24 protein-coding genes and 2 pseudogenes are annotated in these 26,954 nt (G+C 70.1%); 15 read left to right on the top strand and 11 right to left on the bottom strand.

Annotated elements, in window-relative coordinates; genetic code table 11:
• Nucleotides 1-276 precede the first annotated feature (276 nt).
• The 4 genes from ACFWXC_RS15185 to ACFWXC_RS15170 all read left to right on the top strand — a co-directional run bounded on the left by ACFWXC_RS15185 (nucleotide 277) and on the right by ACFWXC_RS15170 (nucleotide 5,167).
• On the top strand, nucleotides 277-1,746 hold the full coding sequence (locus tag ACFWXC_RS15185; RefSeq protein ID WP_384478945.1) for a Y4yA family PLP-dependent enzyme: 1,470 nt from the start codon (nucleotides 277-279) through the stop codon (nucleotides 1,744-1,746).
• Entirely contained in the window at nucleotides 1,743-3,080 is a 1,338-nt protein-coding gene (locus tag ACFWXC_RS15180; protein ID WP_384478719.1) for a pyridoxal-phosphate dependent enzyme, read from the top strand. Before ACFWXC_RS15185 ends, ACFWXC_RS15180 begins: the two co-directional genes overlap by 4 nt.
• Nucleotides 3,077-4,291, top strand: coding sequence for an aminotransferase class V-fold PLP-dependent enzyme (locus tag ACFWXC_RS15175; protein ID WP_384478717.1), 1,215 nt, complete (start codon nucleotides 3,077-3,079; stop codon nucleotides 4,289-4,291). Before ACFWXC_RS15180 ends, ACFWXC_RS15175 begins: the two co-directional genes overlap by 4 nt.
• A 108-nt stretch (nucleotides 4,292-4,399) precedes the next feature.
• On the top strand, nucleotides 4,400-5,167 hold the full coding sequence (locus tag ACFWXC_RS15170) for a class I SAM-dependent methyltransferase (protein WP_384478715.1): 768 nt from the start codon (nucleotides 4,400-4,402) through the stop codon (nucleotides 5,165-5,167).
• A gap of 14 nt (nucleotides 5,168-5,181) precedes the next feature.
• Here the strand turns inward: ACFWXC_RS15170 and ACFWXC_RS15165 are convergent, their stop codons facing one another.
• Nucleotides 5,182-5,742, bottom strand: a complete 561-nt coding sequence (locus tag ACFWXC_RS15165) for a GNAT family N-acetyltransferase (protein WP_384478713.1) — start codon at nucleotides 5,740-5,742, stop codon at nucleotides 5,182-5,184.
• 108 nt (nucleotides 5,743-5,850) lie between these two features.
• Nucleotides 5,851-7,185: a D-alanyl-D-alanine carboxypeptidase/D-alanyl-D-alanine-endopeptidase gene (gene dacB / locus ACFWXC_RS15160; protein WP_384478711.1), complete on the bottom strand. Its 1,335-nt coding sequence runs from the start codon at nucleotides 7,183-7,185 to the stop codon at nucleotides 5,851-5,853.
• A 398-nt stretch (nucleotides 7,186-7,583) separates the two neighbouring features.
• On the opposite strand from dacB, the gene ACFWXC_RS15155 reads away from it, so the two are divergent.
• From ACFWXC_RS15155 to ACFWXC_RS15145, 3 genes are all read left to right on the top strand, one after another.
• Nucleotides 7,584-8,123 carry a MarR family winged helix-turn-helix transcriptional regulator gene (locus ACFWXC_RS15155; RefSeq protein ID WP_384478709.1) on the top strand — a complete coding sequence of 180 codons (540 nt, stop codon included), beginning with the start codon at nucleotides 7,584-7,586 and terminating at the stop codon, nucleotides 8,121-8,123.
• A 61-nt stretch (nucleotides 8,124-8,184) separates the two neighbouring features.
• Nucleotides 8,185-9,054 carry a sugar phosphate isomerase/epimerase family protein gene (locus ACFWXC_RS15150; protein ID WP_384478706.1) on the top strand — a complete coding sequence of 290 codons (870 nt, stop codon included), beginning with the start codon at nucleotides 8,185-8,187 and terminating at the stop codon, nucleotides 9,052-9,054.
• On the top strand, nucleotides 9,051-9,815 hold the full coding sequence (locus ACFWXC_RS15145; RefSeq protein WP_384478703.1) for an IclR family transcriptional regulator: 765 nt from the start codon (nucleotides 9,051-9,053) through the stop codon (nucleotides 9,813-9,815). The genes ACFWXC_RS15150 and ACFWXC_RS15145 overlap by 4 nt, the downstream gene beginning before the upstream one ends.
• A 124-nt stretch (nucleotides 9,816-9,939) precedes the next feature.
• On the opposite strand, the gene ACFWXC_RS15140 is transcribed toward ACFWXC_RS15145, so the two are convergent.
• Nucleotides 9,940-11,337 carry a carboxylesterase/lipase family protein gene (locus ACFWXC_RS15140; protein ID WP_384478700.1) on the bottom strand — a complete coding sequence of 466 codons (1,398 nt, stop codon included), beginning with the start codon at nucleotides 11,335-11,337 and terminating at the stop codon, nucleotides 9,940-9,942.
• A 372-nt stretch (nucleotides 11,338-11,709) separates the two neighbouring features.
• Here ACFWXC_RS15140 and ACFWXC_RS15135 point away from each other — a divergent pair, with 372 nt between their 5' ends.
• The 5 genes from ACFWXC_RS15135 to ACFWXC_RS15115 all read left to right on the top strand — a co-directional run bounded on the left by ACFWXC_RS15135 (nucleotide 11,710) and on the right by ACFWXC_RS15115 (nucleotide 15,970).
• On the top strand, nucleotides 11,710-13,017 hold the full coding sequence (locus ACFWXC_RS15135) for a Rieske 2Fe-2S domain-containing protein (RefSeq protein ID WP_384478697.1): 1,308 nt from the start codon (nucleotides 11,710-11,712) through the stop codon (nucleotides 13,015-13,017).
• Nucleotides 13,014-13,967, top strand: coding sequence for a PDR/VanB family oxidoreductase (locus tag ACFWXC_RS15130; RefSeq protein ID WP_384478694.1), 954 nt, complete (start codon nucleotides 13,014-13,016; stop codon nucleotides 13,965-13,967). Before ACFWXC_RS15135 ends, ACFWXC_RS15130 begins: the two co-directional genes overlap by 4 nt.
• Nucleotides 13,968-14,022: 55 nt before the next feature.
• The gene (locus ACFWXC_RS15125; RefSeq protein ID WP_384478691.1) at nucleotides 14,023-14,256 is read left to right on the top strand and encodes a hypothetical protein; all 234 of its coding nucleotides are present in this window, start codon (nucleotides 14,023-14,025) and stop codon (nucleotides 14,254-14,256) included.
• Between the two features lie 176 nt (nucleotides 14,257-14,432).
• Nucleotides 14,433-15,461, top strand: coding sequence for an LLM class flavin-dependent oxidoreductase (locus ACFWXC_RS15120; protein ID WP_384478689.1), 1,029 nt, complete (start codon nucleotides 14,433-14,435; stop codon nucleotides 15,459-15,461).
• On the top strand, nucleotides 15,458-15,970 hold the full coding sequence (locus tag ACFWXC_RS15115; protein ID WP_384478686.1) for a flavin reductase family protein: 513 nt from the start codon (nucleotides 15,458-15,460) through the stop codon (nucleotides 15,968-15,970). The genes ACFWXC_RS15120 and ACFWXC_RS15115 overlap by 4 nt, the downstream gene beginning before the upstream one ends.
• A gap of 432 nt (nucleotides 15,971-16,402) precedes the next feature.
• Here the strand turns inward: ACFWXC_RS15115 and ACFWXC_RS15110 are convergent, their stop codons facing one another.
• From ACFWXC_RS15110 to ACFWXC_RS15100, 3 genes are all read right to left on the bottom strand, one after another.
• Entirely contained in the window at nucleotides 16,403-17,755 is a 1,353-nt protein-coding gene (locus ACFWXC_RS15110; RefSeq protein WP_384478684.1) for an NAD(P)/FAD-dependent oxidoreductase, read from the bottom strand.
• Nucleotides 17,756-17,830: 75 nt separating this feature from the next.
• The gene (locus tag ACFWXC_RS15105; RefSeq protein WP_384478681.1) at nucleotides 17,831-17,956 is read right to left on the bottom strand and encodes a hypothetical protein; all 126 of its coding nucleotides are present in this window, start codon (nucleotides 17,954-17,956) and stop codon (nucleotides 17,831-17,833) included.
• Nucleotides 17,957-17,987: 31 nt separating this feature from the next.
• Nucleotides 17,988-18,152 carry a hypothetical protein gene (locus ACFWXC_RS15100; protein WP_384478678.1) on the bottom strand — a complete coding sequence of 55 codons (165 nt, stop codon included), beginning with the start codon at nucleotides 18,150-18,152 and terminating at the stop codon, nucleotides 17,988-17,990.
• A 115-nt stretch (nucleotides 18,153-18,267) separates the two neighbouring features.
• On the opposite strand from ACFWXC_RS15100, the pseudogene ACFWXC_RS15095 reads away from it, so the two are divergent.
• A pseudogene (locus ACFWXC_RS15095) lies at nucleotides 18,268-18,762 on the top strand (PepSY-associated TM helix domain-containing protein); the annotation flags it as partial.
• Nucleotides 18,763-18,920: 158 nt separating this feature from the next.
• Here the strand turns inward: ACFWXC_RS15095 and ACFWXC_RS15090 are convergent.
• The 3 genes and pseudogenes from ACFWXC_RS15090 to ACFWXC_RS15080 all read right to left on the bottom strand — a co-directional run bounded on the left by ACFWXC_RS15090 (nucleotide 18,921) and on the right by ACFWXC_RS15080 (nucleotide 21,781).
• Nucleotides 18,921-20,042, bottom strand: a complete 1,122-nt coding sequence (locus ACFWXC_RS15090; protein ID WP_384478944.1) for a cytochrome P450 — start codon at nucleotides 20,040-20,042, stop codon at nucleotides 18,921-18,923.
• 147 nt (nucleotides 20,043-20,189) lie between these two features.
• Nucleotides 20,190-21,557: pseudogene (locus ACFWXC_RS15085) on the bottom strand (NAD(P)/FAD-dependent oxidoreductase); the annotation flags it as partial.
• A complete protein-coding gene (locus ACFWXC_RS15080) occupies nucleotides 21,554-21,781 on the bottom strand; it encodes a ferredoxin (RefSeq protein ID WP_384478675.1) in 228 nt (75 codons plus the stop codon). The gene ACFWXC_RS15080 and the pseudogene ACFWXC_RS15085, both read right to left, overlap by 4 nt.
• A gap of 335 nt (nucleotides 21,782-22,116) precedes the next feature.
• Here ACFWXC_RS15080 and ACFWXC_RS15075 point away from each other — a divergent pair, with 335 nt between their 5' ends.
• A complete protein-coding gene (locus ACFWXC_RS15075; protein ID WP_384478673.1) occupies nucleotides 22,117-22,674 on the top strand; it encodes a GNAT family N-acetyltransferase in 558 nt (185 codons plus the stop codon).
• 36 nt (nucleotides 22,675-22,710) lie between these two features.
• Here ACFWXC_RS15075 and ACFWXC_RS15070 read toward each other — a convergent pair whose 3' ends face one another.
• A complete protein-coding gene (locus ACFWXC_RS15070) occupies nucleotides 22,711-23,736 on the bottom strand; it encodes a cytochrome P450 (protein ID WP_384478670.1) in 1,026 nt (341 codons plus the stop codon).
• A gap of 861 nt (nucleotides 23,737-24,597) precedes the next feature.
• Nucleotides 24,598-25,809 carry a Cmx/CmrA family chloramphenicol efflux MFS transporter gene (locus tag ACFWXC_RS15065; protein WP_384478667.1) on the bottom strand — a complete coding sequence of 404 codons (1,212 nt, stop codon included), beginning with the start codon at nucleotides 25,807-25,809 and terminating at the stop codon, nucleotides 24,598-24,600.
• Between the two features lie 245 nt (nucleotides 25,810-26,054).
• Here ACFWXC_RS15065 and ACFWXC_RS15060 point away from each other — a divergent pair, with 245 nt between their 5' ends.
• Complete coding sequence (locus ACFWXC_RS15060) at nucleotides 26,055-26,942, top strand: helix-turn-helix transcriptional regulator (RefSeq protein ID WP_384478664.1); 888 nt, start codon at nucleotides 26,055-26,057, stop codon at nucleotides 26,940-26,942.
• The last annotated feature ends 12 nt before the right edge of the window (nucleotides 26,943-26,954 follow it).

Raw genomic sequence — 26,954 nt, 5'->3', positions numbered from 1 at the left:
TGGATCAGATAGATATGAAAATCGTTGCCAAGGCTTGACGTGGCGGCTGTGGTTGCCGTGTGCGGCATGTGCGGGTGGCAATACCTGTCGTTTTACGTCTTGCGTGTGTGGTTCGAGGGTGTCGCGTGGGCTGTCATGAGGTGTCCGATCCTGAGCGCTTAATGACGGTTGTAGGCGGAAATGATTACGCCCGAACGGTCGTCGGAGCCGCTCGGCCGATGCGGGCCGAAAGGGAAGGTGCCTGTCGTGGGAGTGCCCCTGTATCTGCGACCCCGACTGGAACCTCCGCTCAGCTCGCTGCTGGAAGCCGGACCGTTCCTGCACTCGCTCGTCGACGCGCTCGGTTCGCCGCTCAACGTGCTGCTCCCGGACCGGATCGCCGAGAACGCTGAGCGGTTCCGGGCCGTCTGCCGCGCGCACCACCTCGCCGGGCGGGTGTACTTCGCGCACAAGGCGAACCGGTCCAGCGCGCTGGTGCGGCGGTTGGCGGCGGCGGACCCGGCCTGGGTCGGCATCGACGTCGCCTCCCTGGGGGAGCTGCAACACGCCCTGGGCGGCGGCTTCACCCCGGACCGGATCATGGCCACCGGCCCCAAGGCGCCGGAGTTCCTGTGGCTGGCCGCCCGCACCGGGGTGACGGTGAACCTCGACTCGCCCCACGAACTCGACCAACTGGCCGACTTGGTGCGGAAGTACGACCTGCCGCGCGTCGATGTCCTGCTGAGGCTCTCGGAGTTCGAGTCGGAGCGGGATCTCCAGGGCGTGCGCGTGCTCGCGCGGCGCAGCCGTTTCGGCTCCCCGGCCGGGGACGTCGGCGAACTGCTCTCCGCCGTCGAACGGCACCGTGACGCCGTCGAGTTGACGGGCATCGCCTACCACCTGGACACCACCGCCCAGGCGGAGAAGGCCCGCGCCCTGGAGCGCTGCGTGAAGGTCATGGACGAGTGCCGGGCCCGGGGCCTCGCACCGCGCGCCCTCGACATCGGCGGCGGCTTCGGAGCCGGTTACGTCGCCGACGCCGGCGAGTGGGAGCGCTACACCACCGCGCTGACCGAGGCGGTGCTCGGCGCCCGCCCGCCGCTGACCTGGCGCGGCCACGGCTACGGGCTGCGCAACGAGGGCGGCACGGTACGGGGGGCGGCGGCCCTCTATCCGGCGCACCGCCCCAACGCCGGCCCCGGCTACCTCGACGAACTCCTCTCCCTGCCCGCGCCCGCCCTGGGCCGCCCGTCGGCCACCCTGCTCCTGGAGCACCTGTACGACCTGTACACCGAACCCGGCCGGGCCCTGGTCGACCAGTGCGGGCTCTCCCTGGCACGCGTCCTGGACGTACGGCGCACGGAGGGGACTTCGGGTCCGGGTGCGTATCTGGTGCGTCTGGGCATGAACGCCGGGGACGTGAGTCTGGAGGAGCACGGTGTGCTCGTCGATCCCGTACTCCTGCCTCGCCCGGGTGCGGAACCGGATGACGGCGAGGACCCGGTGGGCGTGCATCTCGTCGGCAATCTCTGCCTGGAGGCCGATCTGATCACGCGCCGCACGGTCTTCCTGCCCCGGCTGCCGCGCGCCGGGGACCTGCTCGCCTTCGCCAACACCGCGGGGTACGCGATGGACTTCCACGCCCATCACGCACAACGGCAGCCGGTCGCCAGGACCGTGGCCGTCGTACGAGAGGGGGACTCCTGGCGCTGGTGCCTGGACGAGGAGTACTGGCCGATCACACATCCCGGGGGAGCCTGGTCATGAGGTACGACAGCATCACGGAGGCCATCGGCAACACACCGCTGGTACGCATCGACCCGGCCGTACACGGCCTGCGCCGCATCGACCTGTACGCGAAACTGGAGATGCTCAACCCCTTCGGCTCGGTCAAGGACCGGCCCGCCTGGAACATGGCCCGCCCGCTGCTCGAAGCCGCCGCCGGGAACGGCGAGACGGTCGTGGAACTCTCCAGCGGCAACACCGCGAAGGCGCTCGCCCTCCTCGCCGGGATGCACGGCCTGCGCTTCAGGAGCGTCACCAACCGGATGCGGGTGCCGGAGATCAGGGAACTGCTCCTGCTGCTCGGCGCCGAGATCGAGGAACTGCCCGGACAGAGCGAGTGTCTCGACCCGACCGACACGGACGATCCGCTGACCCGCTTCCACCAGGCGCTCTCCGAGCCGGGAAGCAGGTATCTGCACACCGATCAGTACTTCAACCCGCTCAACACCGAGGCGCACGCGGCGGGCACCGGCCCGGAGATCATCAAGGACCTGGACGGACGCGCCCCCGACTGGTTCATCGCCTGCGTCGGTACGGCCGGTTCGTCGACCGGCGTGGCCAGGGTGCTGCGCGAGCACGACCCCGACGTACGGGTCCTCGGCCTGGTCGCCGACAAGTCGGACTTCATCCCCGGTATCCGCACCATCGACGAGGTGCACCAGGTGGGTCTGTTCGACCCGGCGACGTACGACACCATCGAGTCGGTGACCTCCGCGGAGGCCATCGAGGGCATGCTCACCCTCATCCGCCGCTGCGGACTGCTGTCCGGACCGACCGGCGGCGCCGCCTATCTGGGCGCGGTACGCCATCTGCGTTCCCTGGACGTGGAGTTGACGGATGCCGCACCCCGTCACACGGCGGTCTTCATCGTCTGCGACCGGGCCGAGAGCTACCTGAGCTATGTACGGCAGCGCCGCCCCGAACTGCTGGGCGGGCCGCGCCGGGGACACTCCGTCACCGCCCTCACCGACGCCGAGGTCCTGGCCGGGGCACGGACCGTGGACACCGACGGCGCGCGGCGCTGGATCACCGCAGGCGAGCCGCGCCCGCTCGTCGTCGATCTGCGCGGCCCGCATGCGTACGCCGCGCTGCACATCGAGGGGTCCGTCAACATCGTCGACGAGCTCTTCGACGAACTCGTCCGCGCCGGACTGCCCTTCAGCAAGGCGCAACCGGTGCTGCTGGCCTGCCCGGTGGGTGAGAAGTCCGCCCGGTACGCGGCGCTGCTGACCCGGCTGGGGCACCCGGACGTCCGCAGCCTCGCCGGCGGGATCGTCGCGTGGCGGGACGCGGGTGCCCCGCTGGTGCGGGAATGAGCGTCGAGTCGACCCGCCAGACCGAATCGGTGCTCTGGCAGCGGGAGTTGAGGGAGCAGTTCCCCATCATCACCGCCCACCCCGAACTGGCCTACCTCGACAGCGCGGCCACCTCGCAGAAGCCCCGGGCCGTGCTGGACGCCGTACACGCCTACCTCACGACGGCCAACGCCAACGCGGGCCGCGGCACCTACCCGTGGGCCAACCGGACCACGGAACTGGTGGAGCGGACCCGGGAGCGCGTCAAGGAGTTCCTCGCCGACCCGGAACCGCGGCGGTCCGCCGTCCACTTCACCAGCGGGACCACCGAGGGGCTGCGAACCGTCGCCCGGGACTGGCTCACCCGGTACCTCACCGACGGCGACGAGATATTCGTCCCCTTCGCGGATCACCGGGCGAACCTCGACCCCTGGCTGGAGACGCAACGGCTGCTGGCCGACCGGGGGATCGCCATCGGCGTGCGGGCACTGCCGTACCAGACGCGGTCGGGCGACTACGACCACCGGGCGCTGGACGACGTCGTCGGCCCGCGCACCCGGTTCGTCGCCGCCACGCACGTCCACCACGTGTACGGCGGCGACATGAACGTGCACCGCATCCGCGCGGCCGTCGGCCCGGACGTGCCGATCTGCCTGGACGCGGCGCAGAGCGTCGGCCATCTCCCGGTCTCCGTGGCCGAGTCCGCGCTCGACGTCGACTTCGTCGTCTTCTCGGGACACAAGGCGCTGGCCCTGCCCGGCACCGGGGCGGTGTGGGCGCGGAACGCGCGCGGCCCGGTGTTCGAACCCGGCGGCTGGCAGGGCACGCCCAACACCGTGGGCATCGCCTCCCTGGAGGCCGCGCTGGACTGGCTGGGCGCGGTGGGCACGGACCGTATCGCCCGCTGGACCGGCGCCCTCACGGCCCGGCTGACCGAGGGACTGCGGCACCTCGGCTCGTACGAGATCCTGGGCTGCCAGTCCAGTCTCGGTGCCGACTCCGCCCTCTCCGCCGCCCAGCGGCGCCACGGCATCGTCACCTTCCGGCACCACGGCATCCCCTCCGACGACCTCGGCTTCATCCTTTTCAGCTACGGCTTCATGGTGCGGGCGGACAGCCTGTGCCAGGCCGGGGCGACCGCGAAGGACGGTTCGGTACGGGTGAGCCTGCATGTGTACAACACGGAGGCGGAGATCGACCGTCTGCTGCAGGTGCTCGCGTCACTGGAGTGAACACGGACTGGACCGGATGCAGGACGAAGGAACGAATGAAAACCGTTTCCACCTGTAGATTCGGCGGTATCGACGACGGGTGAGCGACGGAAGAGGTGGCGCGGCCAGATGGGCGTGAGCATGGCGACGGCCAGGCACTGGGTGGAGCGCTGGGAGCGGCAGCAACAGCGTTACGCCGTCGACCGCGAGGAGCGGTTCACCGTGATCGCCGATGTCGTCGAGCATGTCTCGGCCGGCCGGGCCAGGCCGCTGCTGCTGGACCTGGGCTGCGGGCCGGGCTCGCTGGCGGCGCGGCTCGCCCGGCGGTTGCCGGAGGCGGAGATCGTCGCCGTCGACATGGACCCGCTGCTCCTGGAACTCGCCCGGACCCACCACGCCGGCGCCGCCCGCTACGTCGACACCGTGATCGGCGACGACGGCTGGACCGACGCCCTCGACCTGCACCGCCCGCTGGACGCGGCCGTCTCGACCACCGCCCTGCACTACCTCCCCGAGCCGACGCTGCTGCGCACCTACCGCCGCCTCGCCGCACTCCTGCGCCCCGGCGGGGTCCTCGTCAACGGCGACCATTTCCCGGCGGCCGGCCCACCCTGCGCCGAACTCGCGGCACTCGTGGGCCGCCGGCGGGCCGAGCGCTCGCGCTCTCACGCGTACGAGGACTGGCGGTCGTGGTGGCGCGCGGCGGCCGCGGAGCCCGAACTGGCCGATCTGCTGAGCGAGCGCGAGCAGCGCATGGCCGCGTACGGCGGGGCCGGCGGCGACCACGACCTGACAGCGGCCCGCCACACCGAACTGCTCCGGCAGGCGGGCTTTCGTCACGTCGCCCCCGTCTGGCAGTTCGGCGACAGTCACGTCCTCGTCGCCGTCAAGGACTGACCCCCGCGGACAGGTCAGAGGCCGAGGCTCATCAGGATCTCGTCGCGGTCGTCGCCGGGGGCCACGCGCAGTGCCCCCGGCCACCGCCCGACCTCCGTCCAGCCCAGCTTCCGGTAGAAGACATCGAGCCCCGTACCGCCCCGCGCGGTGAGACCCAGCCGCTCCAGGCCCATCTCGTCGCGGGCGATGCCGGGCACGCGGCGCATCAGCGCCGCACCGATGCCCAGGCCACGGAAACGGGGGTGCGTCTGGACATGGTTGACCACCCCGCAGTGCGCGACGAGCGGATGCTGATCCCGGCGCAGGAGCAGCCAGCCCGCGAGCACGCCGCCCACGGTGGCGAGGAGCAGCCGGCCGCGCGGCGGGCCGAGTCCGCGGACGATCCGGTCGACTTCGGGCTCCACGTCCCGCGTGCTCACCGGCGGCAGCGGAAAACCGGCGGCGATGACCGCCCCGCCCGCGTTGGTCACCGCCGTCCAGCAGTCGACCAGCTCCCGTCTGAGGTCAGCGGTGGCCTCCTGGGGCCGGGTGACCTGTGCGAACGCGGGTGGCCTCCCCGTCACGTGCGCTGTCATGGCGATCACCCTGCCAGACGGGCCGCCGTGCGACGGCCCGTCCGGCGCCGCGGCGGCGACGCACGGAGGCGATCGGCGTGGGTTCCGTCGGTCAGGGCGTGCCGTGTCCTACGCCCAGCAGCCGTTGACCGTGGCGGCGAGACCGTCCAGGGCGTCCTTGGTGGCGGCCGGATCGGCGGTGGAGTTGTTCTCGATGAAGGAGAAGATCTTCCAGCGTCCGTCTCCGGCCTTCGTCAGTCCGCTCAGTGCGATCGCGCCGGTGAGCGTGCCCGTCTTGGCGCTGACCTTCCCGACGGCGCACTGGGAGTCCGCGGTGTCGAACCGGCCCCACTCGGGGCCCAGCGTCGAGCCCGCCTCACCCGCGACGGGCAGACCGTCCACGATGTACTTCAGGGTCTGGCTGTTGGCGGGGTCGTCGGCCAGGTCGAGGAGGTCGGCGATGGTCTGTGCCGGGATGCGGTTGGCGCGGGACAGCCCGCTGCCGTCGTGGATCACGAAGTTGTCCAGGGACACGCCGTACTGGCCGAGGATCTGGCGTACGACCGCCGTGCCGTCCTCGAAGGTGGCCGGGCGGCCGGCGGCGAGCGCGGTCGTCCGCAGCAGGGTCTCGGCGATGTCGTTGTCGCTCACCTTGAGCATGTGCTCCACGATGGCCGACAGCGCGCCGGACTGGTGCTGTGCCACGGGGACGGTTCCGGTGCCGGCGACGCCGTGGGTGACGCTCCCGGTGACGGTGACACCCTGCTTGGCGAGGAGCTTGGCGAAGGTCTGACCGGCGTCCAGGGACGTGTCCGTGACGTGGTGGCCGTCGACCACCAACGCCCGTACCGGGGCTACGGAGTCGGGGTAGTAACCGTCGTTCCAGCCGGTGGCGAGCGTGGGCTCGGGGAAGAGGCTGTCGTCGACCTGCACCGTGACCGAGGTCAGGCCCGCGCTCTTCAGGCCCGCGACGACGGTCTTGGCCATCGCGTCGAGGTCGGCGGACGTGAGGGTGCGGTCCCCGCCTCCGACCAGGGTGAGGGTGCCGGCGCCGTAGACGACCTTCGTGGTGAAGCGGTGGTCGGGACCGAGGACCGTCAGCGCGGCGGTCGACGTGGCCAGCTTGGTGTTGGACGCGGGCATCAACGCGGTGGTCGCGTCGTGACCCCATACGACCTTGTTGGACTCGGCGTCGATGACAACTCCGCTGAGCGTGCTGCCCAGACGGGTGTCCTGGATGCGGGTGCCGAGGTTGTCCGCGATCTTCTGCTCGGCGGGGTCGAGCGTGGCGGCGGCGGTCTTGGAGACGGTCTTCTCGGCGGCGAAGGCGGACGTGCCGAACAGGATCGTCCCGGCCACGGGGGCGGTCACCGCGATGACGGCGGCACGGCGGAGCGCCGGATTGATCGTCTTGTTCCTGCGGTGGCGTCCACCCGCGCGGTCGGCGGAGGGCGAGTTCAGCATGGGGGCCTCGGTACGGGGTGCGGAGTGGGGGAGGTACAGAAGATCCAGGGATCTTGGAAGGGAAAGTAACAGCTGTAACTGGCGTTACCCGTGGGTACGTTGTGAAGCGGAGGAGCCTGGCTGGATTGCGACGGTGCCGGACTTCTGCGGCGGCTCCTTCGGCCGACAGGAACGAGGATTCGCCGAGGTCCCTGTTCCTGCCGCCGCCGGAGGCGTTCGAGGTGCTTCGGTCGGCCGAGGTCGCGAGGCGCTCATCGTCCCCAACGGGTGGCTCCTGCGCTCGGACTCGGTGACAGCTCGGCGATTGACGCGCGGAGGGGTGAAGATTAGACTTCCATGGAAGTTAACTTCCGGAGAAGTCCGATGCTCGCGGAGCTCGGGCAAGGAGCGTGGTTCTCGTGGCGTTGCGGGCGGACAGGCATTCCCGGGCCGGGACGTCGGAGCTGGGCGAGGCCGCCGCTGCCTGGGCAGGCGAACTGCCGGGTCTGGATCTCGCACCCTTCCTGGTGTCCGCCGGGATCCTGCGCCTCGCGCAGCAGGTCGAGCATGCCTTCGCGGTTCTTGCGCGCAGCAGCGGCATCGGGCCCGGTGATCTACGCGTGCTTCTGGCGCTTCGCAGGTCCGCGCCGGAGTACGCGATGAGCCCGACGTCGCTGTTCAAGCGGCTGATGATCACTTCGGGAGCGGTCAGCAAGCAGGTCGACCGCCTCGCCGAGCTGGGGCTGGTCGAACGCGTACCGGATCCCGAGGTCCTGCGCGGGGTGCTGATCAGCCTGCGGCCGGCCGGGCACACGATCGCGGAGGACACGATGCGTCGGATCGCGACGTCCTTCTGCGGCCTGGAGCACCTGAGCGCCGCCGAAGCGAGCCAGGCGCTCGACGTGCTCAGCAGCTTGCAGCGGACGATGGACGCGGCCGCAACCACAGAGCAGACCTGACGGGTGTGAGACGGAGGCCATGATGCCACTCGCCGTTCCCTATGCTGTCAACGCGACCTCGATGCCGCACTCGACCGTCTGGGACGACATCGAGAACGTGGCCGCGACCGGCACGCGCGGCCTGGGACTGTGGGAGCGCAAGCTCGCCGGCGTTCCGGACACGGAGGTCGCGCAGCGGATGCGCGCGGCCGGGATCTCCGCGACCTTCTGCGTGCCGGCCGTCAACTGCGTTCTTCCCTCCCAGATCGACCCTCCCGGCGCGCCCCAGGACATCCTCGCCAGACGCGACCTCATCTGCGCGAGCATCGAGCGGCTCGCGGCGTTCACGCCGGAGGTGGTCACCATCGCCCCCGGGGCGTCCGGAGACCCCGACGAACCGGCGGGTCCGCTGGACGCCGTCCTTGAGGTCCTGCCCGCCATCGCGGACACCGCCGCGGCCTGCGGCGTCCGCGTCGGACTGGAACTGCTGGCCCGGCGGCGCGGCTCGGCGGTGCCGTCGATGCGGGAGTTGGTCGACGTCGTCGACACCGTGGGCCGGGACAACGTGGGGATCATGTTCAGCGTCTTCCACAGCTGGTCCGATCCCGGGCTGCATGAGGATCTGCGCCGGTACGCCTCGCGGATCAACAGTGTCCAGGTGTGCGACATCCGCGACCCGGAGCGCTGTGCCTTCGATCGCGAGCTCCCGGGAAAGGGGCGAGGAGTCGCACCGGAGATCATGGCCACTCTCATCGAAGCCGGTTATCGCGGATGGTGGGAGCTGGAGATCTTCTCCGACGACGGAACCTACGGCACGGTACTCCCGGACTCCTACTGGGCCATGCCACCGAAGCGCTTTCTGCTCGAGGCGCGCGAGGCCTTCGACCGGACGCACGCGGCGGCGCTCGACATCCTGGCGAACCGGGAAGGCCGAAGGACGCGACGGCCATGACCGGGGGCATCCCCGAACGCTCGCTGCCCCAACGCATCTTCGGTCTCCTCGACATCGTCGCAACGGCCCCGCACCCCCTGACGCTGAGTGAGATCGCACGCCGCGCCGGCCTCCCGGTCTCCACGGCGCACCGCTTGCTGGGCGAGCTGCTCCAGGGCGCCGTGCTGGTCCGCACGGCATCCGGCCGCTACCAGCTCGGGGAGCACATCTGGCGCCTCGGCGCCGCCGCGCCCTGGGAGCGGGAGCTGCGCAGAGCCTCGGCGGTGCACCTGCACGCCTTGGCGCGCCGCACCGGCGCAGGGGTGGCACTGGCGACACTCAGCGGCGATCACCTGCTGTGCCTCGACACCATCGCCGCGCCCGGTGTCGGCCTGGTACTCGCTGCCTCCGGCGACGAACTCCCCCTGACGGCCACGAGCGCGGGAAAGGCACTCCTGGCGACCACGGCACGGGACCGGCTGGCCACCGTCCTGAGCAAACCGCTGCCACGCCTGACCCCCTTCACCCTCGTGGCACCGCACCTGCTGGTGGCACAAGTGGAACGCGCCCGCCGGAACGGCTACGCGACCGCACACAACGAAGCCGCCGCCGGCCAGGCCTCCATCTCGGTCGAGGTGCCTACCGGGCCGGACCGCGTGCCCATGGCACTGACCGTCCTGACGCCCGCGCCTCACCACGCCCTCACTCGGCTGCTGCCCCCGCTGCGCGCGGCCGCCGCCGCCATCGCGGCTGCCGTGACGGCCCCGCACCCCCCGCTCTGACACGGACGCACTGCCCACCCAGGTCCGCCGGCGGTGTCCGCCCGCCGTGGCCCGAGCACCTCGATCGCCCGCTCACGCAGGCTCGTCCCGCGGATCCTCCCGCCGCGCGATTGCGGTCTTCGTCTCACAGGAACCGCTGCAGGTGGGCGTCGCCGGGGAGCCAGGGGCGCCACGGGCGTTCGGCGGTCGCCGGGGTACCGGTGTGGAGGAAACGGGACCACGCCCGCTGCAACGCGGCCGACAGGTCCGGTGCCCGGATGTCGCGTTCGTAGAGCACGGCGAATTGGGAAGCGGCGAACGTGCCGAACAGCAAAGGGATCTCGATGGTGTGTGTCGCCGCGAGCCGACTGCCCCAGGCCGGGCTGGGATGGGCGTACTGGGCGCGGAACACCCGCGAACCGGTCGCCGCCGCACGGCCGGCCCACTGGTCGGCCGGCAGCGTGTACAACTGCTCGGTGATGAGCGCCGCCGCTGCGGTGCTCGGCGTCTCAGCGGGCTGAACCGCCGCTGCGTACCGTTGCGCGACAGCCGGCCCCAGCATGGCGGTGAGCACGGAGACCGCCTTGTCACGGCTGACGTCCTGGGGCCATTCGTCGTCGACGAAGAAGAAGGTTCCCTCGTCTGCCGTGGTCGTGATCAGAGTCGGGCGCACCGGTGCGGCAGACTGCAGATCGGCGAGCGGAGCTGCCAGCCACCCGGTGGCGGTCGGCCAGAAGCGGTGTTCCGCGCCGATGTCCCGGGTCGCGGAGAGGACGCGCGCACCGGGCACGGATCCCAGTTCGGACACCCGGACGCCGAGCCGGGACGCCAACGCCTCGACCGCTCGCTTTGAAGCCGCCGGTGACTGCAGAGCCGGGACGCCGCTGTGCAGCACCACCTGGGCGAAGAGGTGGCGGTACGCGGGCGACAGGGACAGCAGGGCGGCGCACATCGCTCCCGCGGATTCACCGCCCAGCGTGACGCGCCCCGGGTCACCGCCGAACGCGGCGACGTTCTCGTGTACCCATTCGAGTGCCGCCACGAGATCGTGCAGGCCGAGGTTGGCCGTGTCCGCCCCCAGCGCATCGTGACAGGCGAAGCCCAGGGCCCCCAACCGGTAGTTGACCGTGACGACCACGGCCGACGCCGCTTCCGCGAGCAGCGCGCCGCGCAACGCGGGCACGGACCCCGCCCCGTTCGTGAAGGCGCCGCCGTGCACCCAGACCAGTACCGGAAGGCCGGACGGCGCGTTTGCCGGTGTCCACACATTGAGGCTCAGGCAATCCTCGTCGGTGGGTCCGGGATCCCCCTGCAACAAGCGGGCGCGGGCACTCCCGGGTTGCAGGGGTGCCGCACCGAACCGGGTGGCATCGCGCACGCCGCCCCAGCCGGGGGCGGGCCCCGGCGGCAGAAACCTCCGCGGCCCGACGGGCGCCGCCGCATACGGGATTCCGAGGAACTCGTCGACGGTTCCCGCGCGACGGCCTCGCAGACGACCGGCGCGCACGTCGACCTCGACCGAATCCCTGGGCGTGACTCTCATGTCCCGGCCCCCAGCCGGTGACGAGCGGCGTCGGCCACGGCAACGGCAGGGAAAGGACCGCGGGCCCCTTCCCGTATTGCGTCCGGCGGGCTGCGCCTCTCGGGCGCGGGCTCGACATCCTGACCGGCCACCGCTCCTCCTTCACCAGACCGTCCGAGGCTTGGCCTGTCAGCCAATGCCCCCGTCCCAGGGCTTGGCAAGCAAGGTTTTCCGCCTCGCGGGAAACAGGACCGGGTTCGCCACGGCCGTTGACATCGGTCGAATCGCGGCTTAGCTTCCGAGGAAGCTCACTTCCATGGAAGTAGATGAAGGAGCGGAAGCAGCCGCTTCAGCGGCCAGGACGGGGACCATCAACGACGAAAGGACCCCACCATGCTCACCACCGAAGAAAACGAGATCCTCACCCGCGTGGGACCCGACACCCCCATGGGCCGCATGATGCGCCGGTTCTGGTTCCCCATCTGCACCTCCGCCCAACTCCCCGCGCCCGACAGCGACCCCCTGCGCACCAGCCTGCTCGGCGAGAACCTGGTCGTCTTCCGCGACTCCGACGGCCAGGTCGGCGTACTGGAAGAGCTGTGCATGCACCGCGGCGTCTCCCTGGCCCTCGGCCGAGTAGAAAAGGGCGGCATCCGCTGCCTTTACCACGGCTGGAAATTCGCCGCCGACGGCACCATTCTCGACACTCCCAACCACTGCAACGCCCGCTTCCGCCAGCGCATGAAGGCCCCGGCCTTCCCCGTCCACGAGGCCGGCGGACTGGTGTGGACCTACATCGGGCCCAAGGACCAGCAGCCGCCCTTCCCCCATTACGCGTTCATGGACGGCCCCGCCGAGCACCGCGCCGTGATCCGGCTCAACACGCCGGCCAACTATCTCCAGCTCTTCGAAGGCGGTGTCGACAGCTCACATGTCGGCATTCTGCACAGCAACCAGGCCAACCCGACGTGGATGGACGACCAGTTCACCGCCCGCGACGACGAGGACTTCAACCCCGGCGCCCTGGCCAGCGGCGACAACGCACCCACCCTGGACGTCGAGGACACCTCATTCGGCTTCCACTACGTGGCCAGGCGGCAAGGCCCACCGGCAGCGGACGGCTCTCCCACCCACAGCATCCGCGTCACCCCGGCCATCCTGCCCGTCACCCGCATCATCCCCGCCCCCGCCTTCCAGTTCTTCGTCTTCGAAGTCCCGCAGCACGACACGGTCACCAGCACCTACATCGTCGCCCACGGTCCCAAGCCCATCGACCGCGCCGAGATCATCCGCATCATGGGCCTCAAGGAACCGTTCTGGAACGACGAGGACTGCGACTTCCGCGCCACCTGGGCCAACGGACTCGGTCAGGACCGCTCCCGGATGACCACCAACTGGACCGGCTTCGACGGCATCGAACAAGAAGACGCCGTTCTCGCCATCAGCATGGGCCCCATACTCGACCGCAGCAAAGAACACATGGTCGCCGCCGACCGCGCCGTCATCCACCTCCGCGCCCGCCTCCTCGAATCCGTCCGCCACCACGAAGAAGGCCACGACCCGATCGCCCACGGCATCGACCTCACCGACGTACGGTCGCTGCCGGACACCGTGATCGCAGCGGACGACCACTGGCAGGAACTGGTGCCGGGCAACGTCAACGCCGGCACCACCACCACGGCGGAGACCGCGCAATCATGATCAACGCCGTGGTACGCAGCACACGCCGGGCCGCCGACTCCGTGCGGCTCCTCGAACTCGCATCGGCCGACGGCGGCCCGCTCCCCGCATTCGCCGCCGGCGACCACATCGACGTCACGCCGACGCCCGGACTGACCCGCAGCTACTCCCTGCTCGGCGCCCCCGGACCGAACCCGTCGTCGTACCAGATCGCGGTGGCACTCGACCCGGCGAGCAGGGGAGGCTCACGCGCTGTCCATGAGTCCGTCCACGCAGGCTCCCGCCTGGTGATCAGCGAACCGGTCAGCGATTTCCCCCTCACCGAAACCGCCCCGCACAGCGTCCTGATCGCCGGCGGCATCGGCATCACCCCCATCCTGAGCATGGCCCGCCGGCTCACCCGGCTCAACGCGTCGTGGGAGGTGCACTACGCGGCACGCTCACGCCACTCCGCCGCGTTCCTCCCCGAGTTGGCCGCTCTCGCCGACTCCGGCGCCGGCCGCCTGCGGACCTACCTCGCCGGCGAGGACGGGCCACGCACCCTCAAGATCACCTCTCTGGTGGCCGACAGCCCGGGCACAGCCCACCTCTACTGCTGCGGACCGGCCCCGATGCTGGCCGACTTCGAGGAGGCCACCCAGGGGCTCGAACCGGAACGCGTGCACCTGGAACGGTTCCGCGGAGCCCCGCCGACCGCCTCGGGCGGAGGCTTCACCGTCGAACTCGCGCGATCCGCCAAGACCCTCCACATCGCCCCCGAAGAGACCATCCTCGACGCGGTGCTCGACGCGGGTGTCGACGTCGACTTCTCCTGCATGGAAGGCATCTGCGGTTCCTGCCGCACCCCCGTGCTCGCCGGGGAACCCGAGCACCACGACACCGTCCTGACACCACAGGAACGCGCCGCCGCCGACACCATGATGATCTGCTGCTCCGGCGCCAAAGGCACACGCCTTGTCCTCGACCTCTGACCACACCACCCCAGACCGTCACCACCCCAGACCGTCACCACCGCAAGGGGAGCAGATGAACACCGACGGATGGATCTGCTCGGTACTCGACCAGGCCAGCGCCCAACTGCTCGCCCTCGAGGACGTCGGCCTCCACCCCACCGAACTGCGGGTCAGCAGCCCCGTCTACCGCAGCTTCCTGCGCCTGCGCCACCGTGAACTGGCCGACGGCAGCCCCCTCCTGGTCCTCGGCACCCCGGTCGCCGAGGACCCCCAGCTCACCGCCGACGCCTTTCTTCTCCGACCATGAACGCCCTGTCTGTCGCAGACATCTCCCCGGGAATTCCGCTCAGCACGTCGGTGAATTCGGTGACCTGACGGAGCACTTGCCGTTTTCCATCAGGCGGGAAGAATCATTCGGTCATTTCCCGGGCCCCTGACACGCTGGCAGTCATCCGACCGAATCACCAAAGGACCCGGACCACCATGACATTCAGCTTCGGAATCTTCGACTCCTTCGATCTGGGTGACTCCACTCCCGGTCAGGTCATCGCGGACCGCCTCGACTTCGCCGTCGCCGCCGAGAACGCCGGTATCGAGCACTACCACGTGACCGAACACCACGGCACCACGCTGTCGGTATGCCCGTCGCCCAACCTGTTCCTGGCGGCACTCAGCCAGCGCACCTCCACGATGCGGTTCGGTGCCCTCGTGCACGTGCTGCCCTCCTACGACCCGCTGCGCCTCACCGAAGAGATCGCCACCCTCGACCAGATGAGTCACGGGCGACTCGACGTCGGCGTCGGCAGCGGGGTCAGCCCCTACGAGCTGGCGTACTTCGGCGTCGCTCCCGACCAGGCGCGCGCCCTCTACGCGGAGACACTGGAGATCCTCACGCAGGGGCTGAGCACCGGTCGCATCGACCACCGCGGGCGTCTGCTGCGGGACTACAGCGTCGAGCTGTCCATAAGCCCCGTCCAGCGTCCCCACCCCCCGCTGTGGTACGCGTCGAGCAACACCAACACGGCGGAGTGGGCGGGCGCCAACAACGTGAACTTCGTCGGCCGATGGAACGGCGGTGAGTTCCCCGCGGCCGTCGAGACCTACTGGCGCACCTGGCGCAACCGCCAGGAGACCAGGCCGGACAGCACACCGCCGCGCGTGGGCGTCGCCGCCGCCGTCTACATCGCTGACAGCGACCACGAGGCCCTGGCGCGCTACACCAAGGCGAACGACGTCTTCGCCCGTCAGGTGACCAAGCTGTGGCACCAGCACGGCGACCACCGTCTCGACGGCTTCGCGGACGCCGAGCGCGCCATTCACCAGGGCACGGCGCTGATCGGAACAGCCGCGACGGTCCGCGATCTGCTCGTGGAGCAGGTTCGGCAAGCTCCGGTCAACTACTTCGAGGCGACACTGGCGTTCGGCGACCTGACTCCCGAAGAGGCCAAAGCCAACCTGGACGCGTTCGCGACGACCGTCATGCCCGCCGTGCGCGAAGCGGCCACCCGATGAGCGCACCGACTCGGACACGGGCCGTCGGCCCCGCTGCTCTCCGTTCCGTCCTCGGTACCTTCTGCACCGGAGTAACGGTCATCACGGCGCTGGGACCCGATGGACCGCTGGGCTTCTCCTGCCAGTCCTTCGCTTCACTCTCCCTCGACCCACCCCTCATCCTGATCAGCCCCTCCAGGAACTCGACGACCTGGCCGAAGATCCGGGAGATCGGGCACTTCTGCGTCAACATCCTCGCGGAGGAGCACGAGCAGCTCAGCGGGCAGATGGCCCGCTCCGGCACCGACAAGTTCGCAGACGTCGAATGGGACACCACACCCTTGGGCGCACCCCGTCTCAGCGGAACGCTCGCCTGGCTCGACTGCGCCGTCACGGCGGAGTACGACGGGGGTGATCACACCATCGTCGTGGCCGAGGTCCATGACCTCGCCGCCTCGCCGCACGCCAACCCGTTGCTCTACTACCGGAGCAAGTACGCCGCTCTCGACCAGAACGGCGAGCGCGCCTGAGCGTTTTCGGGGGCGCCCCAGTCTTCACGGCGGAGCGGCGACAGCCCGGCCCGTCCTCGCGGCGCATGCAGCCGACGCCGGCGGGCCATGCCGACGGGCTGCCTCGCGTCGGACCGCTTCCATCAGCAGCCCTGTGACCTGGCGCGGTGGGCAAAATCGCGGATTCCCCCGCACCGCGATGGTCCTGGTGCCCGCGGTCACCAGGTCGACATACCAGCGGCAGAGGTTGAATTCGCGGACGGCGGCGGTGCTGTCGTGCACGAGGCGGGAACGCTCCCGGGCACTGGTCGTCCGGGCGGGCGCGGCGGCTGGTAGCGGGCGGCGCCGGTGACGTCTCCCGGCCGGCCGGTGCGGGTGCTCGGACCGCCGGGGACAGCGGGCGGCCCGGCGGTGGCATTCGTGGCCTGCCCGCGGAGTCGTGCTCCTGAAAGGTCAGCCTCGTGGGGTGAGCGCGGTGGACAGGACCTTCAGAGCCACGGCGGGATGGAACAGCACCGCGGGGGAGGCCACCATGTTCACCACCCGCACGAACCGCGACCAGACGGCCGCGTCCTTGACCGCGACCTGGAAGAGCCTCGTGTTGTACCAGTGCGCGAACCGCGCCCCCAGGGGCCGACGGTCCGGGTTCCACATCAGGTCCGAGTTCGTGGAGAGTGTCCACGGGCCGAGCAGCAGCCGGCCCACCCGCTTCTGGTAACCGCCTGCCATCCCGTCCAGCCGCTTCCCGGACGCGCTACGACGGGCCAGCGTCCGGTGCAGCAGCTCCGCCTCCATCGCGGCCACGGTCAGCCCTTGGCCGTAGACGGGGTTGAAGACGCAGACCGCGTCCCCCACGGCGATGAGCCCGTCCGGCCAGTTCTTGACGGCGTGATAGGGCCGCCACTGGTTCTCGGCGTTGGTGTAGCGATGGGTGGGCTCCTGGACCGTGCGGCGTCCGATCTGCTGGGCCAGGTGCGGGTTGTCCAGGCTCTCCGCGAACCGCAGGTAGCCCATGTCGTCGGCCGGCGGCGGGTCCTGGAAGCCCAACAGGGAGCACGTCCACCGGTTCCGCTCCACGGCCAGCAGGACCCCGGCCCGGGGCACGTGAGGAGCGAACAGCATCTGGTAGGCGATGTAGAAGTCCGGGTGGCTCGGGTGGTCCTCCTCGGGCCGGTCGAAGTTCATCGACGTGTAGGTGACCTTCGCCTTCACGATCCGCTTCGGGGGGACCGTGACACCGACCTCGCCCAGCCAGTTCTCCAGTGAGCCGGACCGCCCGGAGGCGTCGACGACCAGATCGGCGGCCAAGTCGATCGGCTCCGCGTCCTGCTGCCGGCACGTCACACCGGTCACCCGCCCCGAGGCGTCCCGGGTCAGACCCGAGCATTGCGTGGCGGCCATCAGCGTGACCTCGGAGAGTGCGAGCACCTTGCGTCGCAGACGGCGCTCCAGCTCGTCGCGGGTGAACGTCTGGATCTGCACCCCCGTCCGTGCGCGGGGTGCCAGTCCGGTCGGCAGCAGGAAGTCGATTCCCTGCCCGTAGTCGAACACCGGCGCACCGGCTTCCCGCAACTCCTCCCGCAGCCCCGGAAACAGCCGCTCCAGGATCTCGCCGCCCTTGGCCAGCATCGCGTGCGCGTGATAGCCCTGCGGCGCACCCTGATGAGCACCGGTGTCCTCGTCCACGGCATCCCGCTCGACGAGGACGACTTCCGCGAAGAAGTCGGCCAGCACCCGCGCGGTCACCAGCCCCGCGTAACTCCCGCCGATGACAACGGCCTTGCCCCAGGGGCGGTTCGTCTGCATGTCGTCTCCCACGCTTGCCGGAGCAGGGCGAATCACGCGGATCAACGACGGCACTGATCACTGCGACACGGCCGGTCAACTTGTCGCCGGCGGGTGGCCGCAGGCCAGGGCCAGGAACCAGCCGGGGGCGATACCACCGGAGTTGGTGAAGGAGAGCCGCACGACAGCGCCGATGACCATGCTGGGCGGGGTGGCGGCCACCCCATTGACCAAAGCGCGATTCGATCATCGCTCAGCCGGTGTCGGTGGGGCAGTTCTTCAACAGCTCGGTGGTGCCCGGGTCGACGAGCCGGTAACGCACGACCCGGGCCTTTCTTCTCGCCTGCCACGACTCCGGCGGCGCGCAGCAGGCGCAGGGCCGGGCCCGCAGGAGGGAGAGGCGTCCGGGGTCTGCCACTCGACTTCTCGTTGCCCGAACTCGGCAAGAAGGCGCACACGGGGTACGTCGACCCGTACGCCGGCAAGGTGAGGGGACAACTGACCACCTGGTACGCGCAGACCCCGCTGACGACATGGCTGGACGCGCTCCACCGCAACCTGAACCTGGACGTGACCGGCCGTACTACTCGGAGTTCGCCGCCGGCCGGCCGTGGGTTCTGGTCCTGGGCGGGGTCGTCCTGTGGTGGCGCAGGCAGCGCGGGACCCGGACCGCCCGCCGTCTGGTCCTGCCCGACCGGGCGGCGGAGAAGGGCGTACGACGCACCCGGAGCCGGCACGCGGTCACGGGCCTGTGGCTCGCGGCCGGTCTGCTCGTGCTGTCCGCGACCGGCATGACCTGGTCGCGTTACGCGGGCGCCCACGTCGGCGAGGCCCTCGACGCCCTCAGCTCCCATACGCCATCCGTGTCCACCTCCTTGAGCAACGCCTCCGGTGCCCAGACGGCCGGCGTGAGCGGTGGCTCGACAAGCTCAGGCGCGGGCAAGACCGTCGACCCGAACGCGATCGACGGCGTCCTGAAGGCCGCCCGCCCCGGCGGACTCACCGGTCCGCTGGAGATCGCGGTCCCGGCCCACGGCACCACGGCCCGGACGGTCTTCCAGACCCGCAACCTGTGGCCGGTCGGCCGCGACAGCGTCGCCGTCGACGCCACCGCCGACACCGTGGTGGACCGGGTCGACTTCGCCGACTGGCCGTTGCCGGCCATGCTGTGCCCTCGGCCGCCGCGTCAACCGTCGCCCTGCTCGATGTCCAGATGGATCGGACCCCGGAGAACGGGGCTGCGCCGGTACGGCGGTGGGTCGGCGACCAGCCTGGGGCGGTCGAGCCGGCGTACCAGCTCGGTCAGCGCGATCTGGGTTTCCCGCCGGGCCAGCGGGCCGCCGAAGCACAGGTGGATGCCGCTGCCGAACCCCAGGTGCTGGTTGTCACGCCGATCGGGGTCGAAGCGGTCCGGATCGTGGAAGCGCTTCGGATCGCGGCTGCCCGAGGCCAGCATGAGCATGATCTGCGAGCCCTGGGGGATGACGGTGTCGGCGACGGTGATGTCGCTGTACGCCGCCCGCCAGGGAATGATCTGCACGGGCGGCTCGTAGCGCAGCAGTTCCTCGACCAGCGGCACGACGAGGTCCGGTTCGTCGCGCAGTCGCCGCAGCACCTGCGGGTGGCGCAGCAGGGTCAGCATGCCGTTGGTGATGAGGTTGACGACGGTCTCATTGCCGGCGATGAGGAGCAGTTTGGCGGTGGCGACGATTTCGGCGTCGGCCATCCGGCCGTCGGGCCCGTCGTCGTTGGCCAGCCGTGACAGCAGGTCGTCTCCCGGCCGGCCGTGGCGCTGTTCCACCAGCTCGCCGAGGCACTGGAGCAAGTCCTTGCGGGCCTGTACGCCCCTGTCCAGTTTCTCCTTCGGGTCGGTCTCGGGGTCGTAGTCGACCGAGTTCATGATGTCGTTCACCCAGAGGTGGAACCTCGGCTCGTCCTCGCCTGGCACGCCGAGCAAGTGGCAGATCACGGTTACGGGGAGCGGGAAGGCGAAGTCGTCGACTACGTCGATCCGCTCCCTGCCCGCCAGACCGTCGATCAGGCTGCCGACGCTGCCGGTCAGGAAGCCTTCAAGTCCGGTCACCAGCCCAGGGGTGTGCGGGGGGCCGAATTGACGCATCGCCATACGCCGCAGGCGCTCGTGCTCGGGCGAGTCCATGTGGATGAACGACGACGGGGCCCCTCCCTCGCCCGAGGGCATCGGACACGACAGATTGCGCACGTCGGAACTCAGATGCGGGTCATTCAGTACGTCCGTGATCTCGCGATGGCCGCTGATGACGTAGCTGCCGTCCTCCTGACGGGCCACCGGCGTCCTGCGCAACTCGGCATACAGCGGGTAGGGGTCGGCCCGGGCGGAGTAGTCGAAGATTCGTTGCAACGTGCCGGGCGTCCCGGTCGTGGTCGTCCGGCCTTCCTCCTGCCGATGCCGATGCCGATGCCGGTGCCCGGCCGGGACGCGGGGCTCGCCCGGGTCATGGCCGTTGACGACCACCGTGGCGCCCTGCGCGAGCAGGTCGGGGCCGGGGAAGTCGACGGGCACCGGTTTCATGTCGGCCGGCTGGTCCGGCGTAGGGCAGGGGGGCGGGAAAGGCGCGGCCGTCTCGATCAACCGACGGTAGTGGTCCAGCCACCTGCCGTTGTCGAAGCTCACGGCAGCCGTGACGCGGCCCCGATAGCCATACGCGGTGACGAAACGGCGGTCGTCCAGCGATCCCTGGGTGACGACCACCTCGTCGGCGAAGGTCGGCACGCCGACGGACTTGATGTTGACGCCGAACTGGATCGACCAGAACAGCGGGACGGACAGGTGGGGCCGGCGGTCCGCCTGGGCGCTGACCATGTTGTGTGCCGCGATCTCTGCCTGTTCCACGGCGTTGGCCCAGTGCTCCAGTGCGATGAGCCGGTTCTCGTAGACGGGGTTCGGGCAACGTGCCACGTCTCCCGCGGCGAAGACGTCGTCGGTGACGCGGCCATGGATGTCGAGGGCCCGGCACCCCGTGTCACAGGTGATTCCCCACACGCCCGCCGCCAGTCCCGACTCCCGCAGCCACTCGGTGTTGCGGATGCTCCCGAGTGCCACCACCGCCACATCGGCGTCGACCGTACTGCCGTCGTCGAAGTGAGCACGGCGAAACCGCCCCTGCGCGTCACCCTCCAGCCGGGCGACCTCGACACCGCACCGCAGATCGACACCATGAGCGCGCTGCAGGTCGGCCGCCACCTCGCCGACCATGGCGCCGAGCGCCCCGACCAGCGGGTACGGCGCGAGCTCGGCGACGGTGACCGGGATGTCCCGCTCGCGGCAGACGGAGGCGATCTCGGAGCCGGTGAATCCCGCACCGATGACCAGCACCCGGGAGGGCCCGGCGGCGAGGGCCCGCTGCAGGCTCTCTGCATGCTCGCGCGTACGTACGACGAACACTCCGTCCAGGGCCGCCTCGGACTCGACGAACCACGGCCGGGCCCGTACCCCGGTGGAGATCAGCACCCGGTCGAAGGGAACCTCGCGCCCGTCGGCGAGACGCACGTGGTTCGTCGCGAGGTCCAGCCCGCTGGCGGGCACGCCGAGCAGCCACTCGGCATCGATGTCACGACGGCGGGGCAACGTGGTGCCCCCGGCCGGCACCCACCCGGCCAGTACCTGCTTGGACAGGGGGGGCCGGTCGTACGGTTCGCCCAACTCGTCACCGATCATGGTCAGCGATCCGGTGAAGCCCTCGTCGCGCAGAGCCTCCGCGGCCCGCAGTCCCGCCAGCGACGCCCCGACGACCACGATGCGGCCATCGCGCTTGAACGCACGCGGGTTGTCGGCACCGGTCATGACGGCGGCGCCTCCGCCGGTGCGTGCCGCGCATCCGGCTGGTCGACGAGGATCGCCTGGACCGGACAGGCCGCCGCGGCGCGCAGCACCTGGTCGCGCCGGGCGTCGTCGGGGTTCGGGTCGTACAGGAGCGCTTCCTCACCGTGCATCCGGAACGCCTCCGGAGCCAGGAACGCGCACTGCGCATACCCCGCACATCGGGAAAGATCAACGACAACTTTCACCCCGACCTCCAGAGGGAGTGGGAGTTGCGGACCCTCAAGCCGGCGCCACTCCGGCGCGCGACGAGGGCTGATCCGGCCGCTGCCCACCCCTGTGAAGTACGAGGGGGCGCACCGCATTTTGGTTGCGTAAGCGGCGCTCTTCTGGATTGCCGTTTCGGCGGAAACCGTGTGGCACGGTGCGCCGGAATACCGTCAGAGAATCAGCGTAACAGCGGCACCGATACCGACGAGTCCAGCGTTGGCGGGAGTCGGTCTGGCTGACTCCCGCCCTCTCTCGTCGCCTGCCTCGGTGTGCCTCTCAGCCTTGCGCGCACAGCAGCGTGATCAAATAGGGCATGGCATCGTCCTGGACCGGGAATCGGGTCCGCCTACGCGCTGTCGAGCCCGACGACTGGACAGCGTTCCTGCGCTTCGCCGACGATGACGGGCGGCGAGGGAGCCGGCTGGATCTGCCGCGGTCCGCCGAGAGCTACCGAGCCTGGGCGAAGGAGCAAGCCGTTGCCGAGTGCGAGGACGACCGCTTCCGGTTGGCAGTCGAAGCGACGGCCACGGGAGAGCTGGTCGGCACAGTCGGCTCGCATCGCACCGGCCCTCGTTCAGGCTGGTTCGAGTGTGATGTCACGATCGGCGCTGATCACCGGCGCAGGGGCTACGCGGCAGAAGCCGTAGTGCTGCTGCTGCGCTTCATGTTCGCCGAGCGGCGCTATCACAAATGCCTAGCAGCGATCTTCGCCCACAACGAGGCATCGCTGGCACTCTTTCGTCGGCTCGGCTTCACCGAGGAGGGGCGCTTGCGGGAACACGTCTTCTTCGCCGGCCGGCACCACGACCTCGTCATGATGGGCATGCTCGCCGACGAGTTCGACCAGCGACACACGATGAGCGAACCGTGAGTCGGTCATCGCCTGCCACCTAACGCAGGACTGCTCTCAGCCGCGCAAGGTGGCGCGCAGGCGCAAGCCGACCGTTGCGAGACCTTCGAGGGTGGTGACCTGGTAGCTGGGTTCCGGTCCGGGCGGCTCGCTCAAGTGGTAGCGGCGGGCGGTCTGCGCGGTCAGGAGCGTCAGCATCGCCATGGCCAGAGCGGTTCCTTCGCAGCCATGCGGCCCGGTACCGAAAGAGAGGAAGGCCCCGGGTTTCGCCGCTGAGCCCGCATCATCGAGCCAGCGCTCGGGCCGGAACCGGTCCGGCTCGGAATACTCCCGTGCGTCGCGGTGGGCGGTGTAAGGGCAGACGAGAACGGTGGACCCGGCGTCGATGGTGTAGTCGGCGAGCTGTGTCTGTCGCGGGGCGCGCCGGGTCAGCAGCCAGCTCGGGGGGTACAGCCGGAGCACCTCACTCACCAGTGCCTGGGTGTATCGCAGGCTGCCGAGGTGGGTGCTGGTCGTCGCGGCCGGGTCCGCGGGCAGCGAGGCGGCTTCGGCCGCGACGCGGGCCGCTGCCTGGGGGTGCCGGGCCAGGTGGAGCAGGATCCATCCGGCCGCCCGGGAAGGGGTCTCGAAGGTGGCGACGGTGATTCCGGGGAGAGTGTCGAGGACGGCTTCTTCCGGCAGTGGGCCGTGGTGGGGGGAGGGCCGGAGCATCTGTCCCAGCATGTCGTCGCCGAGTTGGCCCGACGAACGACGCCGGTGGACGACGGGCCGCAGAGCGTCGGTGAAGGCGACCTGCTGCCGTGTGCGGAACCGCCGTGCGGGTGTGGGGATCCAGCGCGGCCATACCCAACGCGAGGGGCGTACGAGCACCTCCCGGGCCAGGAAGAGCTGTGCGGCATACGGCAGCAGGGCAGGAGCGTCTTCGGAGAAGAGGTAGCTCACGCCGATCTCGGCCAGGGCGTGCCGGACCGGGGGCAGAATCTCGACGTCCTGGCCCGTGGGCAACTGGTCGGCAAATCGCGCGGTCCGGGGCGCGATCTCACCGATCCGGGCTGCGACCGCCTGCGCACGGAGTCCGCGCATACGGGCGGCGTGAGCGTGCGCACGGTCCTCGGGTGTGGGTGCTCCGCTCGACCGCTTCAACGGTGGGAAGAGAGGCGAGGGTGCCTTGGGGAAGTCCTGCGCGCGGCGCAGGACCGCTTCACACGGCCCGGCCGCAGCGGCTACGTAGACACCCGGCTCCAACTGCCAGACGTCCCCGCACTCTTCAGCACCACGGCGCGCCAATGCCAGCCGGTCGCGGCTCCAGGCCGCGAAGCTGCCTTCGGGCAACCGCGGCGGCTCATTCCTTCGGCCCATGAGATCGTCCCTGGCTCTCGTACCCGTCCGGGCCGATGTCGTCGGCAGCGTGGCTGGGACCTGGCGGACGCCCAGGGGCGCCCGCCGGCAGTGCGCGGTCAGTCCTAGTCGTCCCCGGCGTACGCATCCCATTCGTGGGACCCGTACGCACCGTAGTGGCGGGTGAAGGACAGCTTGCCGAGCAGCTTGGCGATCATGATGTACTCCTCTCGCCTGTCTTCAGCGCCAAAATGCCACACATGACATATTGCCACATACGGCATATCTGCGATATAGGAGCAGATACCGGTTATCGGTCGCATGCATTCACTACTGATCACCGCATTCGGGAACCGCGGCAGCGCCGCCGCGGAGGGCGGTAAGGGCAACTGCGCACATCTCGTCGTTGTCGCTGGCCGGCGGCTGCATCAACAGATGCCGTTCCGTGGTCATCCCCGCCGGGATCCTGCGGTACAGCAGAGAAGTACTACAGCCACCACACCTCTCACTGCCTCAGGGACCGCACCGGTGCATCACGGGCGTGCCCTCGTGGGTGGGCGGTTTCGCTTGGATCATCGACGGGACGATCGGTTTCGGTTGCAGTGGTCAGGAGGCCGCGGCAGCGTGCTCCAGTTCGGAGACGGCCGTGGGCTCCTCGGTGCCCGCTTCGTGGCGTCGGGTGAGGTGGCGGTCCAGCAGAACGCTGCCCATGTGGGCGACCCCGAAGGCCGCGCCGATCCAGGCCGTACCCGCCAGCCCCAGTCCCGTGTTGATCACGAGGCCGGATGCCAGGGGGGCGACGGCGATGCCGACGTTGAAGGCGGCGATGTTCACGGCGCCGCCGAGCGTCCTGGTCTCTCCGAGAATGGAGAAGACTCTGGCGTTGACCGCGGGCGTGACTCCGAAGTTGGCGGCGCCCAGGAGCACCACCAGCCCGATCGTGACCCAGGCGACATGCGCGGTCACTGCGAGTGCTGTCGCGGCGGCGATGAAGGCGGCCATGCCCACCAGCAGGAGTGTGAAGGGGGCGCGGTCGGCTACGCGTCCTCCGATGGTCAGGCCGATGAACGCGCCGACGCCGTAGAGTCCGAGCACGAGGGGTACCAGGCCTGTGCTGAGGCCGGTGACGTCCTCCAGCAGGGCTCCGAGGTAGGAGAAGATCGCGAATTGGGCGGCCACGGTCAGTGCGGTGGTGGCGTAGGCGACCCAGAGCCGCGGCTGCATCAGCGAGCGCAGTTCCGTGGCCAGACGCGGCTGTGCCGTTGTCGTGTCCCGGCCGCCGGGCAGGGCGATGAGCAGTGTGATCGTGGACAGAGCGGTCATGGCGGCCACGGCCCAGAAGGCGGCCTCCCAGCCGGCGTGCTGTGCGAGCAGGGTGCCACCCGGGACACCGATGATCGTGGCCACGCTCAGTCCCGAGACGACCACTCCCATGGCACGGCCCTGCTTGTCGGCGTCCACCAGCGAGATGGCCGCGACCGAGGCCATGGCCCAGAATCCGGCATACGCCATGGCCGACAGCACCCGCATGGCCAGCAGGAATCCGAAGTGCGGGACGAGGGCGGCGCCTACGTGCGCGGCGATGAAGACGAGCTGGAAGCCGACCAGCGCGGCACGGCGCGGCATCCGCAGGGTGACCAGGCTCATCAGCGGTGCTCCGACGAGCATGCCGATGGCGAAGGCGGACACCAGCATTCCGGCGGAGGCGAGGGGGATGTCGAGGTCCTGGGCGATGGAGGGCATCACGCCGGAGAGCATGAATTCCGAGGTGCCCTGGGCGAAGATGCCCAGCCCAAGGACGTAGATCACAAAGGGCATGATTCATCTGCTTCGTGTGAGGAACGAGGGGTAACCGGGGGCTCCGCTCGGTCGTGCGCGGCCCTTTCCCAGAAAGGGCCCGTTGCCGGCGACGACCACCTGTGGAGGCGGCGTTGCCTCCCGGTTCGCGTCCAGCATTCCGCCGGGGACACGCGTGCGGACGCCTCGCGCGCGCCCTGCTGAACCCAGGTCTGGCTGGTCCACCCACCGGCCCGTCATGCCGCTGTAGTGGTATCACTGGATGCATGGATCAAAGCGACGAGCTCGGTGACTTCCTGCGCTCGCGCCGGGCCCGTCTGCGTCCCGAGGACGCGGGGACGGCATTCAGCGGCGGCGCGCGCCGGGTGCCGGGACTGCGCCGCGAGGAGGTCGCGCACCTGGCCGGGGTGAGCACGGACTACTACGCCCGCCTCGAACAGGGCCGGCACCCCCACGTCTCCGAGACGGTACTGGAGGCGGTCGCCCGCGCCCTGCGCCTGGACGACACCGAACGCGGCTACCTCTTCGAACTCGCCCGACCCAGGTCCCCCAGCGCGGAACGGCGCCGTCCGGCCCCGCTACCGCGCGTGCGTCCGGCGATCCACCAGATGCTGGACGTCCTCAACGACGTCTCACCGGCCCTGGTCCTCAACCACCGCAGCGACGTCCTGGCAGTCAACCATCTTGCCAAGGCACTGATCACGGACTTCGACGCACTGCCGTACCGCGACCGCAACTTCGCCCGATTCGTACTGCTCCAGCCGGCCGCCCGTGACCTCTATCAGGACTGGGACCGGGTCGCGGAGGCGTTTGTCGCCAGTCTTCGGCTGGCTGCCGGACGCCATCCCGACGACCGCCTGCTGAACGAACTCGTCGGGGAGCTGTCCATCAAGGTCCCCGAGTTCTCCACCTGGTGGGCCGGCCACCGCGTGGACCAGTGCGCCCACGGCACCCGGCGCCTCGTTCACCCCGTGGTCGGCGAACTCACCCTCTCCTACGAGATTCTGGCCCTGCCCGCCGACCCCGACCTGAGTATCTGCCTCTACACCGCGGAACCTGGTTCGGCCTCCGCGGAGACGCTCAGCATGCTCGCCAGCTGGAGTGCCCCGACGGGGCTACGAGGGCGCAGCTCCTCCGAGGCACCCTCAAGTTGACTCTCCAAGGGC

Origin of the sequence: Streptomyces sp. NPDC058683 (assembly GCF_042716195.1) — a bacterium.
In the GTDB taxonomy this organism is placed as follows: domain Bacteria; phylum Actinomycetota; class Actinomycetes; order Streptomycetales; family Streptomycetaceae; genus Streptomyces.
This window is presented reverse-complemented; position numbering and strand designations above follow the sequence as displayed.

What these genes read in the sequence shown, in the direction of transcription:
- ACFWXC_RS15110 (WP_384478684.1), bottom strand. Translation starts at nt 17,755, where the DNA reads ATGCAGACGAACCGCCCCTGGGGCAAGGCCGTTGTCATCGGCGGGAGT.
- ACFWXC_RS15140 (WP_384478700.1), bottom strand. Translation starts at nt 11,337, where the DNA reads ATGAGAGTCACGCCCAGGGATTCGGTCGAGGTCGACGTGCGCGCCGGT.
- ACFWXC_RS15180 (WP_384478719.1), top strand. Translation starts at nt 1,743, where the DNA reads ATGAGGTACGACAGCATCACGGAGGCCATCGGCAACACACCGCTGGTA.
- ACFWXC_RS15065 (WP_384478667.1), bottom strand. Translation starts at nt 25,809, where the DNA reads ATGCCCTTTGTGATCTACGTCCTTGGGCTGGGCATCTTCGCCCAGGGC.
- ACFWXC_RS15175 (WP_384478717.1), top strand. Translation starts at nt 3,077, where the DNA reads ATGAGCGTCGAGTCGACCCGCCAGACCGAATCGGTGCTCTGGCAGCGG.
- ACFWXC_RS15120 (WP_384478689.1), top strand. Translation starts at nt 14,433, where the DNA reads ATGACATTCAGCTTCGGAATCTTCGACTCCTTCGATCTGGGTGACTCC.
- ACFWXC_RS15075 (WP_384478673.1), top strand. Translation starts at nt 22,117, where the DNA reads ATGGCATCGTCCTGGACCGGGAATCGGGTCCGCCTACGCGCTGTCGAG.
- ACFWXC_RS15135 (WP_384478697.1), top strand. Translation starts at nt 11,710, where the DNA reads ATGCTCACCACCGAAGAAAACGAGATCCTCACCCGCGTGGGACCCGAC.
- ACFWXC_RS15060 (WP_384478664.1), top strand. Translation starts at nt 26,055, where the DNA reads ATGGATCAAAGCGACGAGCTCGGTGACTTCCTGCGCTCGCGCCGGGCC.
- ACFWXC_RS15070 (WP_384478670.1), bottom strand. Translation starts at nt 23,736, where the DNA reads ATGCGCGGACTCCGTGCGCAGGCGGTCGCAGCCCGGATCGGTGAGATC.
- ACFWXC_RS15130 (WP_384478694.1), top strand. Translation starts at nt 13,014, where the DNA reads ATGATCAACGCCGTGGTACGCAGCACACGCCGGGCCGCCGACTCCGTG.
- ACFWXC_RS15170 (WP_384478715.1), top strand. Translation starts at nt 4,400, where the DNA reads ATGGGCGTGAGCATGGCGACGGCCAGGCACTGGGTGGAGCGCTGGGAG.
- ACFWXC_RS15115 (WP_384478686.1), top strand. Translation starts at nt 15,458, where the DNA reads ATGAGCGCACCGACTCGGACACGGGCCGTCGGCCCCGCTGCTCTCCGT.
- dacB (WP_384478711.1), bottom strand. Translation starts at nt 7,185, where the DNA reads ATGCTGAACTCGCCCTCCGCCGACCGCGCGGGTGGACGCCACCGCAGG.
- ACFWXC_RS15125 (WP_384478691.1), top strand. Translation starts at nt 14,023, where the DNA reads ATGAACACCGACGGATGGATCTGCTCGGTACTCGACCAGGCCAGCGCC.
- ACFWXC_RS15150 (WP_384478706.1), top strand. Translation starts at nt 8,185, where the DNA reads ATGCCGCACTCGACCGTCTGGGACGACATCGAGAACGTGGCCGCGACC.
- ACFWXC_RS15165 (WP_384478713.1), bottom strand. Translation starts at nt 5,742, where the DNA reads ATGACAGCGCACGTGACGGGGAGGCCACCCGCGTTCGCACAGGTCACC.
- ACFWXC_RS15145 (WP_384478703.1), top strand. Translation starts at nt 9,051, where the DNA reads ATGACCGGGGGCATCCCCGAACGCTCGCTGCCCCAACGCATCTTCGGT.